Source organism: Bacteroidia bacterium (assembly GCA_033391075.1).
Lineage (GTDB): Bacteria > Bacteroidota > Bacteroidia > J057 > J057 > JAWPMV01.
The window spans coordinates 6,555,231-6,568,102 of the sequence record JAWPMV010000001.1 but is presented as its reverse complement, the minus strand read 5'-3'; the positions used below and the strand labels follow the sequence as shown (position 1 = coordinate 6,568,102).

The 12,872-nt window shown below is 42.4% G+C and carries 8 protein-coding genes; 6 read left to right on the top strand and 2 right to left on the bottom strand.

All coding sequences use genetic code 11. The features are described 5' to 3' along the window. The first annotated feature begins 32 nt into the window (after window positions 1–32). The 6 genes from R8P61_26280 to R8P61_26255 all read left to right on the top strand — a co-directional run bounded on the left by R8P61_26280 (window position 33) and on the right by R8P61_26255 (window position 9,331). The gene (locus tag R8P61_26280) at window positions 33–782 is read left to right on the top strand and encodes a hypothetical protein (GenBank protein ID MDW3650611.1); all 750 of its coding nucleotides are present in this window, start codon (window positions 33–35) and stop codon (window positions 780–782) included. A gap of 33 nt (window positions 783–815) precedes the next feature. Beyond that, window positions 816–1,697, top strand: coding sequence for a lipoyl synthase (gene lipA, locus R8P61_26275; GenBank protein MDW3650610.1), 882 nt, complete (start codon window positions 816–818; stop codon window positions 1,695–1,697). Between the two features lie 314 nt (window positions 1,698–2,011). Further along, window positions 2,012–2,509, top strand: coding sequence for a histidine phosphatase family protein (locus tag R8P61_26270; protein ID MDW3650609.1), 498 nt, complete (start codon window positions 2,012–2,014; stop codon window positions 2,507–2,509). A 175-nt stretch (window positions 2,510–2,684) separates the two neighbouring features. Next, entirely contained in the window at window positions 2,685–4,157 is a 1,473-nt protein-coding gene (locus R8P61_26265; protein ID MDW3650608.1) for a CHAT domain-containing protein, read from the top strand. 31 nt (window positions 4,158–4,188) lie between these two features. Continuing rightward, complete coding sequence (locus R8P61_26260) at window positions 4,189–5,148, top strand: MoxR family ATPase (GenBank protein MDW3650607.1); 960 nt, start codon at window positions 4,189–4,191, stop codon at window positions 5,146–5,148. 40 nt (window positions 5,149–5,188) lie between these two features. Next, window positions 5,189–9,331 carry a hypothetical protein gene (locus R8P61_26255; protein ID MDW3650606.1) on the top strand — a complete coding sequence of 1,381 codons (4,143 nt, stop codon included), beginning with the start codon at window positions 5,189–5,191 and terminating at the stop codon, window positions 9,329–9,331. 3 nt (window positions 9,332–9,334) lie between these two features. On the opposite strand, the gene R8P61_26250 is transcribed toward R8P61_26255, so the two are convergent. Next, window positions 9,335–10,447 (bottom strand): P1 family peptidase, encoded by a 1,113-nt coding sequence (locus R8P61_26250; protein ID MDW3650605.1) that lies wholly within the window; start codon window positions 10,445–10,447, stop codon window positions 9,335–9,337. Window positions 10,448–10,526: 79 nt separating this feature from the next. Then, window positions 10,527–12,788 carry an aconitate hydratase gene (locus R8P61_26245; protein MDW3650604.1) on the bottom strand — a complete coding sequence of 754 codons (2,262 nt, stop codon included), beginning with the start codon at window positions 12,786–12,788 and terminating at the stop codon, window positions 10,527–10,529. Window positions 12,789–12,872 lie beyond the last annotated feature (84 nt).

Here is a 12,872-nt window from a genome sequence, read left to right as displayed (position 1 = left end):
AACATTAATTCCAAACATCAAAGCCAAACGCTATGATCAATCGTTTTATCTCCCTACTTCTGGCGTTCACACTATTTATCCCACTTTCACTCGCTCAGGATGACGAAGATAGCCCGGTCATTTACGACCAGGGAATGACATTCTCTATGTACAATAGCAATCTGGGTTGGGGTGGTTCACTCGCTTATATTTTAGGAGAAAGTCCCAGACAATATGTTATTAGTCTGGATTTGCAACAGATCCGGGATACTCGAGAGGCCCTTACCGCTCCATTTATCGGAGACCAGGGAAAGCGCTATGTATTCGGGAAGGTGAATAATTTCTGGAATCTTTCACCCATGATAGGGGTTTATTATGACGCCATACCCCGAGGCAGAGGAAATCTATTAAAAATGCGGATTGGAGGAAAGATCGGTCCGGCCATCGGAATCCTGAATCCCTACCATATAGAATTGTATAAAGCTGTTCCCGGCAGACCCTTTTCCCCCGAATTTGTAGTTGAACCCTATGATCCTGTCGAACATAGTTTTGGAGAAATCGTAGGTAGAGCAAGTTTCTGGTCATCAGACTTTAGCCCCACGGTTCAATTGGGAGCCAGTGCGCACCTCAATGCCATGGTTGACTTTTCCAGAACTGAAGCGGTCATTCGTGGTATAGAATTGGGGGTAAATGCTGATATATTCTTCAAAGAAGTCCCTATCTTAGCGGAAATAAATGGGATCCAAAATCGGAGAGCGTTTATTTCTGTTTCAGCAGGGCTGATTTTTGGAGGCAAGTGGTAGAAACAGCCTATTATTTTTTCCGAAAGGAGTTATATGTCCATAGCAACAACAGTACTTACCGATAAAAATTTACCCGGCAATGGGCCCAGACCTAAATGGTTGCGTGTTCGCTTACCATATGGCAAGGCTTATACAGAGGTAAGAAAGACCATAGACGAGCATAAGCTACACACGGTTTGTGAAAGCGCTCGTTGTCCCAATATGGGAGAATGTTGGGGAGCCGGTACGGCGACCTTTATGATTCTGGGTAATACTTGTACCCGCTCCTGTTCTTTTTGTGCAGTAGCAACGGGAAGGCCCGATGCTCTGGACATTATGGAGCCCTATCGCGTGGCGAAAGCCGTCGCAAAAATGGGAGTAAAACATGCGGTAATCACTTCTGTGAACCGCGATGAGCAAAAAGACAGTGGTTCAAATATTTGGGCCGAAACGGTAAGACAAATCCGCAAACATTCTCCGGGAACTACCCTGGAAACCCTTATTCCTGATGTAAAGGGACGTTGGGAAATGTTGGAACTTATCACTGCTGAGAAGCCGGAGATTGTATCTCACAATATGGAGACGATCAAGAGGCTTTACAGAAGAGTTAGGCCTCAGGCGCGTTATGAGAGAAGCCTGGAGCAAATTCAACGCACCAAGGCTGCCGGCTGCCGAACCAAATCCGGATTCATGGTAGGTTTGGGTGAAAAACCTGAAGAGGTTTATGAAATCATGGAGGACCTCAGAAAGCATGATTGCGATGTCTTAACCATAGGTCAATATCTCCAGCCTACCAAGATGCATTTGCCTGTAGAAGAATTCATTCACCCTGATCTCTTTGCTCATTATGAGGAAGTAGGAATGGAAATGGGATTCAGTTATGTGGAAAGTGGACCCCTGGTTCGCTCAAGTTATCACTCTGAAAGACATTTGTAGGATTCTGTAAATCAGCTTTTTAAGCGGAAATATGAAAAAAGTTAATTTTTTTCGTTTCCTGAGGCATCCTTTTTTTAATCCTTCCCGTTATCAGTACAGGACAAATTTCCGATACGACTATTTAGTCTTTTGACTTAAGTATAAAAGTTTATAACTACATCTAACCTATCTAAAGTGCCACTCATCGAAGTGGCACTTTTTTTTATGCCTTCTCCGGCCATTCTTTTTATAAAATTTCTCATTCATTCCCATTTCCTTTCTCGGAAATCACTATACTTGTATAAAAGTATCCACCTTTTATTCATATCCCGTTTATGAAGACTTTGGTTCTGGCAAGACATGCAAAATCTGACTGGCCTGTAGGAGTAGAAGATATAAAACGACCCCTCAAAGAGCGTGGGCAAAAAGATGCTGCTTTTTTAGGAGGACTTTTGGAAAGTAAATCCTTTATGCCGGATCGGATCATATCTTCTCCTGCAAGGAGAGCCAGAGAAACGGCTCAGATCATTGCCAGTAATCTGGGATATGAAAAAGAGATTCAGATTGAAAAACGGGTCTACTTTCAAGGGACTGAGGCCCTCAAAGAGGTGATTCGGGCTTTCCCAAACGAATGGCGTACGGCTATGATCTTTGGGCATAATCCAACCATGGAAGATATGGTAGGTTCCTTATTGGGGATGCGGGCTGATTTTATTATGCCAACCTCTGCCATGGCCTGTATAGAAATAGCTTCTGACTCCTGGAAGCATATAGATACTGATTACCTGAGTTTGCGTTGGTTTTTGGTGCCAAGACTCAGAAGGAAGCGTTAATAAGGCTTCTAAACTTGCTTGAAAATAAATTTTTCCCAATATTTCCATTACCTAAGCTTTTCCTCCTTTTGATAAGGTGTGGGAATTTTCATTATCTTAAAATTTTTAAGATTGGGTATAGCACCCACTCAGAAATTTTTCCGAGATTTTGCACTCGGAAGTACTTGTTCTTGTTTTGTCTGCTCACAAACCTGTCATACTACTTACTTTTGCCAATCCTTCCTCTGTTCCCGAGGCCTATCTCCCCTGGCTCAATAAGGAAGCTGAAAGTGTCTACCGGCACCTGATTCCCTATGAGATAGATGATAAATGCAACCTGGATCAGCTCAATAATGCAAGTCTGGATCAGGTATTCAATACGGTAGAAGCCTGGAGTAATAAAAAAGAAATCATCCTCTTCCATTATGGAGGACATGCAGAAGGCGGAGGCTTAATGCTTACTTCTCATAAAGGAGATATGCAGGAAGCTAAAGCGGAGGGCCTGGCAAAACTATTGGGTAGCCTTCCCTCTTTAAAGCTGGTTTTCCTCAATGGCTGCTCTACCCTCCCCCAATTGGAACTATTGCTGGATAATGGGGTGAAGGCAGTAATCGCTACCTCGGAACCTATCAGGGATGATATGGCCTATGACTTTGCAGATCGTTTTTATCAAAACCTGAGTTCCGGAATAAGCATTCGCGATTCTTTTGACCGGGCTCGGATCTTTTTGGAAACTAAATACAAGCTGAGCCTGGATCAGCCGCTGCCTTATAGAAAAATCACCTTTAAGGGGAAAGAAACGAAGAAGGATGAATTGCCCTGGGGACTCTACTTTCATCCGGATCACGAGAGAGTCCTGGACTGGAAGCTCCCTCAGGAGAAAGAAGAAAAAGAGCAATTCAGTATCCGAGATAAATATACCTGTGACAGAGCGGATCAGAATTCCCGATTTAGGTCTCAGTTTATCAAAAACAGGAGTGCCAGCAAGTTTCAATTTTATGTAATCCATGGAGCGGAGGAACAATCTCCGAATGGTTTATTCAATCGCTTTGTTTTAGAGCATATAGCCCCGACCTATGAGCGCTACTTTCATAAGATTATTGCCCAGGAAGAGGCGGCTAATTATGAAGATGCTAAAATGAATGCGGTAAGCGCTTTTTTCAGGGCCCTTGAACTCAATCCCAATCATTATCCGGGAGAACTGAATATCGAAACCCTGGCTAAATCCAAAATTGCCAGAGAGGTTGATTGCATCGTTTTGATGTTCAGGATTTATAGTTCAGAGTGGAAGCCTTTTACTCGAAAATATCTGAACTGGGTGATTAGAAAGTTTTGTGATAGCTCTCGATTGCCCAATCATGCTCCTGACTTTATCGTCTTTGCCAATATTGTCTATGACAATGAGTCAAAGGGGAAATTCAAGGCCCTATTGGGAAGAAATCCAGCTGCCAAAGTTCGGAAAACGGTAAATGATTTTGTGGATGTTCGGCCCCTGCCGGAATTGCCTCCTGTTTTACCCAAAGATTTGAGCAAGTGGATGGATAGGCTGACAGATGATTATGATAGAAAACAAGAACTCATGGAAAAATATTTTCCAGAGAAAGAGAAATTGCCGATGAGCAAAGTGGAAAAAAAACTGGAGCGCATCATCGAAGAATTTAACCAATAAGAAGAATACAGATAAAAATAAACACGAACCTGTGGCAAACTTTAGTTTTGAAATACCCAGTATAAGCCAGATCAAGGCAAAATATAATGATCCGGATAAATACATTTTATCTGAAGAATTGGTCAGCGCGGTGAAGGTGGCGATGACCCTGGGACAACCTTTATTTATCACGGGTGAGCCTGGTACAGGAAAAACCCAATTGGCATTTAAAATCGCCCATCACTTTCAACTGAAAAATGATAAGGGAGAATGCCGGCCATTTATCTTCAATACCAAAACCACATCTAGTGCCCAGGATCTCTTCTATACCTACGATGCTGTGCGGCATTTTCAGGATGCCAATATCAAAGGGAATCAGGAGAAAGATACCTCAGAGTATATAGAGCTTCAGGCCCTTGGGAAAGCGATAGCCTTAAGCAATCCTGATCTATTGGCGGATAAGAGTATTTGCAAAGGATTCGAAGGAGAAGCCAGGCACTCAGTAGTCCTGGTTGATGAGATTGATAAAGCTCCCACCGATTTCCCCAATGATATCTTGTATGAAATCGAGCATATGTCTTTCCGGATAAAAGAATTGGGCAAGGAGGTAATGGCGGGTCAAAATTTTCGGCCTATCATCATCATGACCAGTAATTCGGAGAAGAATTTACCTGCTGCCTTTCTACGGAGATGTGTTTTCTATCATATCCCCTTTCCCGGAAAAGAACAGCTGCTAGAGATCGTCAGGACACAATTAGGAGAAGATTCGCAATATGCGGATAGTGCCTTGGTCAATCATTTTTTGAAAATCCGGGAAATGGTGAAGAAGAAAAGACCGGCAACTGCTGAGTTGATTGCCTGGTTGCGGATGCTGGAATCAGAACAATTTTTGAATCAAAATAAAAGCCTGGCAAACCTTTCCGATGAGCAAAAGAAGTTACTGCGTTTTAGTTATTCGGTTCTCGCAAAGGATAAAGATGATTTGAAGATTTTAGAACAGGAATTTATGTAATCGGGCCGAGAATCTCTTTCTGTGATTCCCATTTAATTTTATGTCAGACCAAAACACTTCCCACTTTTTTCCATTGGAGACCTTATTGCTGAGGTTGGAAAGGGAGGGCTTTACTTTTGGTATAGATCAGCACCTGAGGCTTCAAAAAGTACTAAAAGAGCTAGGAAAAGATTATTTAAAGGAACCGGAAAAGCTGAGAAATATCCTTGCACCCATTTTGGTTTTTACCCAGGATGGAACGCGTACCTTCGATCGGGTATTTGATGAGTACATCCAATTGGTAGTTAAACCCAGTGTAAATCAGCGCCTATTTAATATCGAAGACCCACATTTGCAGGATGGGCATATACAAGTGGATCCGAGGGTCAGATGGCTAACCTCAATATCCAGGTGGATACTCTCCTGGGTGGGAGTCGTGGTTTTACTTCTCTCAGTGGGTATTTTCCTTCTATTGCCCAATTTGGAGAGATTCTTTGGTTGGGACCAGAATCCCTTACAACCAAACTTTTCTATTTCAAACATTAATCAAGCCCCTGAAATGGAATTTAATGATACGGTTTTTGTAGGGGATACAATTGTTTTTAGAAATACAAGTTCACTTCTTTCTGTAAGAGGCCAAGGGATGAAAAGCTTAGATTTACAAAGAGAGATCCAGCAGTTTTTATGGAAAATAAATCTTGGCGACAGCCTTATTGTTGATAGCCTTCAAACAAAGGAGAGCAAAGAGTTTCGGTATGTTTTTTTCCAGGAAGGTACGTATCTGGTTAGCTTGAGTAATATCGATGGTGTAGGTGGAAATATGCCCGAAGAGATTCGTTCGATCAAGGTCGTTTGTAGCGCAGAGAAGAAGGTCCAACTATCCAAGTTGAACATCCGACCGAAACATTCTTCAAATAGTGCGCAGATCATAAATAAAAAAATAAATTTTTCCCTGGGGATTCCTCCAGATTGGGAAGAATATGAGGTAAACTGGTCCGTAAATGGAACAAAACTAAGAGAGCCAAGCTACACTTTTAGAAATAGGGGAACATACATAATCAGTGCCGAGGCTTTTTTAAAGGATAAACCTAGTGACTTATGTAAGAAAATTGATACGACTTTTCAACTTACACTCATTCCAGAAGAAAAGAGTATATTCTTCCTAAACCCTGCTTCGATGAGTCTAGATCCCGCAGGTGATAAAGAATATGGCCTGTCATTATGGGTGAGATTTATGCCCATTTTTCTTGCTTTAGGATTGGTCTTTCTCATAGATAAATTTCGACTCAGACGAAAAAGAAAAAAATTACTCCAAACGTATAACCTGGACCGAGGATCTATTTCTGAAGGCCCGGTAGAGATTCCATTTCCTGAACTCGATCATTTGATATCTCATGATCCCAAGGTGTTTTCATTGGCGAATGCTATGAGGCAGCGGAGTTTAGGAGATCGACAAAAATTTGATATCAAAACAACCATACGAGATACCGCGCGTTCCCTCGGCTTGGTGAACTTACGTTTTCTCCAAACCTCAAAAGCTTCTGAGTATGTCATTTTTATAGAACAGATTCATCCCCAAAGTCATACCGCTCGCTTATTCTCGAGATTAGTCCAAATGCTGAAAGGAGAAGATGTAGTCCTGGAGGTATTTTACTTTGATCGGGATATGCGAATCTGTTGGAATGAGGACTTTGCTGAAGGAATTCGAATTGAGCAAATCCAACAGAAATATAGAGGTCACCGTCTGCTTATTTATTCAGATGGGGAAAATCTGATAGATCCTTATGAAGCAAAGATCAAAGATTGGGTAAAAACTCAACTGAGTGTTTGGAAAGGGAAATCAGCAATTATAACTCCCAAGCTTGTTGCCGATTGGGGGTATAAAGAAAAATGCTTATCTGAGTATTTCTATTTATTGTCGGCTGAATTAGGCGCTCAGCAATTGCTTCCTGAGTTGTTTACAAATGAAGAGATAGAAGGTTACGAGTCCTATTTAAAACTATCAGAAGAATACGCGCCCAATCCGCAGGAGTCTTTGAGGGACTATGACTTTAATCAATTGGAAGATCTTAGACTATTCCTTGGGGATTCTCATTTTGAGTTGCTGGCTGCTTGCATGGTATATCCATTGCCCTCATGGGAAGTAAGTCTCTCAATGGCCAAAACGCTTTCCATCAGGACGGGAAATGAATACCTGCAAACCTATGACACCTTTTTAAGATTGGCACGTATTCCCTGGATGCAAACGGGCCTGGTTTCTCCGGGTTTAAGGCGTGAACTATTGGCTACCTTGAAGCCCGAGACAGAACATTTGGCCAGAAAAACCATTCTGGAGCTTTTGGATCAGGTGGGAGTAAAGGAAGATTCTCTTGCAGGGAGAAAACTTGCCATTCAGCAAATCAGCAACAAATTCCTTACCGAACCGGGAGATGAAGAAATTGCTCGAAAAATGTATGTGCTTTGGAGGAAAAATGAGATTCTTGATCCAGTAGTAGAGGAAAGATTGCATAAGAAATCAGCTCAATTGAGGGGAGAAAGTTCAGATAAATATCTCCAAACACGATTTGAGGTAATCACGCCTATGCGCACTTTATTGAAGGCTTTACTATTGGGCTTTTTGGTTGCCATTGGTACCTACAAGCTTGATAAAATTTTTAGTGGATCTCACTTACTCAAAGACTTTTCCTATAAATACGGATTGAACGGAATATTGACTGAAAGATTGAAGACACTTGATGACGCTTCATATATGAATAATAGAGGGGTGGAAGCTTTCAAAAGAGGAGATATGCTTCAGGCTAGAAAGGATTTTTATTCTGCTATGCAGTTTAGGCACCATGATCTTTTAGAATTTCTGGGTCGTGAGATAAGTTTGGAGGAGGCAAGTAGAATTCCTTACTGGCCTATAGACATTAAAGTGGAGGGAGAAGAAGAACGAAAGCTTGATTTTGGGATTTATATGGATGAGCGACTGGCAAATCTGGATAGTATAAAATCTGTGGAAGAGTTTGATGATGCTTTGTTAATGAGTTTTGATAGAAGTCAAATTTACCTGGGAGGGGAGGAATATATTGACGATTTTGAATTGGTGGGTTTTAAAGAAGCCAAAGGGAAAGAAGGCCTGATACCAGCTTTTTTATTCAATTATAGTTATCCTATTGCCGGGAGAAACCTTTTGGCTATGATTTCCTATAACCGAGGAATAGAAGCTTTTAATCAAAGTCAGTTTTCTCTGGCTAAAGATAACCTTAGTTTGGCATATAGTCTCTTGAGCACAGATTTACGGAAAGCAAACCTTGATATTTTTCAGCCATTATTTTTAGAAGTTGCACATGCTTATGGTTTCAGTAAGTTATTGACCGGGGATGAGGATGCAGCTAAAAATATAAATAAAACCATTCTCAAATACGATCCTGCTTATTATGATAATAATCCCCCTACGGAAAAAGATCTCAAGGGAGTATTGGAAGATGAAGAACTGGTAAGTAGTTTACTGCATTTCTTGAGTAATTTGAAAAAAGATGAGAGTTCGCAGCTTTCCCTTTCTCAGGAAAAAATTGAATTCTGGCGATCGAATAAAGATGGATTGAGAGTTAAGCAGGGAGCACGAGAAATCAACCTAAGTGAACCCCTCAATATTATTGCCCATAAAATCACCTCAGATTCACTCAGATATCTGGGGACTACTACTTTAGCAGATCCTGCTGGCATCATGCACAGGGTGATAGCTGAACTTAAAAAACCAGCATGGTTCCCAAACAAAGAGTTCCCTGATTCAACTGAAGACAGAGAGATTGGAGAAATTGCAAAATGGTACTGCGAACGAGGGCAGCTGGTAATGATAGATGATCCTCTTTCTGCTTCAAAATATATTAAACCTGGTGTCCTGATGTTTTTTGGAGGAAAGGGAGAAGATTTAAGGGATATGTCTAGGACTAAACTCTTTAGGAGAAGGGGACTGACGCAATTAGGGGTGGTATGTTCGGTAGAAAAAGATGAGCAAGGGAATGTGATAAGCTATGGCCTTTTTCATGCCCAGCGTCCAGGAATGATTGCTAAAATCACCTATCAAAGTAGAGATAATGAAGGGGGAGATCATTTGGCATATGGATACTTGAATAGTCAATGCTTAGCGCTTGCACCGATTATTCCACTTGAAGATTCGGCCTATACTGACAACAACACAAATGATTGTGGCAAATGAGCCTTATCTTCTCCCATACTCCCTCATAATCCTCATCACTTTTTTCACAGGTAAAGCCTCAATCTTCCTCCCCTCCTGCCCTGTCGTAGTTTCTGCCGCGAATAAAGAATTGAGTATGGCTTCTTCTGTAGCTTCAATGGTCGCCATGAATAAAGGCGTCATGCTGCCATTACGGAGCACCTTTATCTCCTGAGTAGCTTCTTCACTTTGGTAAGGGATTCTATTTTCTTCAGCAGTGGAAAAGGCGATTACGTAATCGCCACTTCCATTGGACATTACTCCTCCGGTTTTACCTAAGCCTAATAAGGCCCTCTTAGCCAGTCTTTTTAGGTTGCGGGCATCAAGTGGTGCATCGGTTGCAACCACGATCATACAAGAGCCGTCAGCGCTTTCTATGACATTCTTGAAATAATACTGTCCCAGCTCTGTCCCAATAGGTACCCCCGCGATTTCCAACACTCCCCCAAAATTGCTTTGTACCAAAACTCCGACCGTATAGCCTCCCAATTCTTCTGGAAGCTTGCGGGAAGAAGTTCCGATCCCTCCTTTCCATCCAAAACAGATCGTACCTGTTCCTGCTCCTACACAACCTTCTTCGACTTCTCCTGTTTTTGCATTTTTTAAAGCCTCCAGGACATGGGCTTTTTTTACATGCCTGCCTCGAATATCATTGAGGTAACCATCATTGGTTTCTCCTACGATCGGATTGACTGACCGAACCTCATCATTTTCCTCAAAGGAAAAAGTATAGTCTATCAAGGCATCAGCAGCGGTAGGAACACTCAGGGTATTTGTGAGGATAATGGGGGTTTCTATATTGCCCAGTTCCTCTACCTGACTGAAGCCTGTAAGCTTGCCAAATCCATTTCCTAAATGCATAGCTGCCGGAACCTTGTCCTGGAAAATATTCCCGTCATGAGGAATGATTGCTGTGACTCCTGTACGGACTTTTCTCCCTTTCCTGATTGTAGCATGTCCCACCTTTACTCCTGCAACATCCGTGATCGCATTTTGCGGACCACTAGGAAGAACACCGATTTCTATGCCTCTTTCCCGGAGGTTTTGGGCAGACAGGAGACTGGAAATCAAGAAAAGTGTAAGAAGGTAGCGTAGCATGAGAGGAAATTTTTGTATAAAAAAATAGGGACAGCTCAGAAGCTGTCCCTACAAGATAAATATTTATTTCAGCGGGTGCTTACACACCTTGTTCTTCGCGAATCTTGTTAAGTGCACTACCTGCTTTGAACCAACCGATTTGGGCTTCATTGTAGGTGTGATTACACATGATCACATCACTGCTACCGTCTTTGTGGTGAGCAACTACTTTCAGCTGCTTACCTGGGGTAAACTCTGTAACCATGATATCAAAGGTGTCATCTTCCTGGATGAGGTCATAGTCGGAAGGATTGGCAAAAGTCAGTCCCAACATCCCTTGTTTCTTGAGGTTGGTCTCGTGGATACGAGCAAAAGACTTAACGATAACTGCTCTCACTCCCATATGACGAGGCTCCATCGCAGCATGCTCACGAGAAGAACCTTCTCCATAATTCTCATCACCGATGATTATAGATTGGATTCCGGCATTCTTATAAGCTCTGATTACTTTTGGATTCTCATCATACTCACCGGTCAATTTGTTTTTGCTATTGGCTTTCTTAGTGAAAGCATTGATAGCACCCAGCATAAGGTTATTGGAGATGTTGTCCAGGTGGCCACGATAGCGCAACCAGGGACCTGCCATAGAAATATGGTCAGTAGTACATTTTCCAAAAGCTTTGATCGCAAGGCTTAGGCCTGTAAGATCTTTACCATCCCATGCTTGAAATGGAGTCAGGAGTTCAAGTCGCTCTGAACTTTCATTTACAACAACCTCTACTCCACTGCCATCTTCGATCGGAGGAATGAATCCCGCATCTTCTACATCAAATCCTTTTTCCGGAAGCTCTTCCCCTACCGGTGGATCCAGCATTACTTCCTGACCATTTTCATTGACCAGTTTGTCTGTCAATGGATTGAAAGTAAGATCACCTGCAATAGCAAAAGCCGTAACCAATTCAGGAGAGGCTACAAAGGCATTGGTATTAGGGTTGCCATCATTTCTTTTGGCAAAGTTTCTATTGAAAGAAGTAATGATAGAGTTCTTTTGCTCAGGATTATCATTGTGACGAGCCCACTGACCGATACAAGGTCCACAAGCATTCGCCAAAACAACTCCTCCCATATCAGTAAAGGCGTCCAACAAGCCATCTCTTTCAACCGTAAATCTCACCTGTTCAGAACCGGGAGTAACGGTAAATTCAGCTTTGGTTTTCAATCCTTTCGCAGTTGCCTGACGAGCTACAGAAGCAGCGCGGTCAAGGTCTTCATAGGAAGAGTTGGTACAAGAACCAATCAAGCCTACCTGAAGCTCCTGAGGATAGTTGTTTTCTTTTACTGCATCAGCAAACTTGGAAAGGGGCCATGCGAGGTCTGGCGTAAAAGGACCGTTGATGTGTGGCTCCAATTCGCTCAGGTTGATCTCAATTACCTGATCGAAATGTTTTTGTGGATCAGCATATGCTTCTGCGTCTCCTGTCAGGTGCTCTGCTACTGTATCACAAAGATCAGCAAGCTCTGCACGATCGGTAGCTCTGAGGTAACGTGCCATCGCTTCATCATACCCGAAAGTAGAAGTCGTGGCTCCGATCTCAGCTCCCATATTACCGATGGTTCCTTTTCCTGTACAAGAAAGGCTTTTTGCACCTTCTCCAAAATATTCTACAATCGCTCCGGTTCCTCCTTTAACAGTAAGAATACCTGCGACTTTAAGAATCACATCTTTTGCAGAAGCCCATCCATTGAGGGTACCTGTAAGGTGAACCCCAATAATTTTAGGCATTTTCAATTCCCAGGGCATATCAGCCATGACATCCACAGCATCAGCACCCCCTACTCCTACGGCTACCATTCCCAAACCACCGGCATTCGGGGTATGTGAGTCAGTACCGATCATCATACCTCCCGGGAAGGCATAGTTTTCCAGAACAACCTGGTGAATGATACCTGCACCTGGCTTCCAGAAACCGATTCCATATTTATTGGAAACAGCCGCGAGGAAGTCATATACTTCTTTATTGGTATCGATTGCATTTTGCAAATCTGTATCCGCGCCAATTTTGGCCTGGATCAAGTGATCACAATGAACGGTAGAAGGAACAGCAACTTTCTTTTTACCAGCCATCATGAATTGTAGCAGGGCCATTTGAGCAGTGGCATCCTGCATTGCTACCCGGTCGGGAGCAAAGTCTACATAATCTTTTCCACGTTCGAAGGCTTTGAGAGGTGTCGACGAATGGAGGTGAGAATAAAGGATTTTTTCAGTAAGGGTCATGGGATGACCCAAAACTTCGCGTGCAGCTTTTATTTTAGCAGGCAGCTGCCCATATACCTGTTTGATCATTTCTAAGTCAAACACCATATGATGTGGGTTTTGCGTTTAATAACAAGATTCTAATTGCCCGCAAAATTCAACATTTTACGCCTTCTTTCAAAGCGGAAGAAG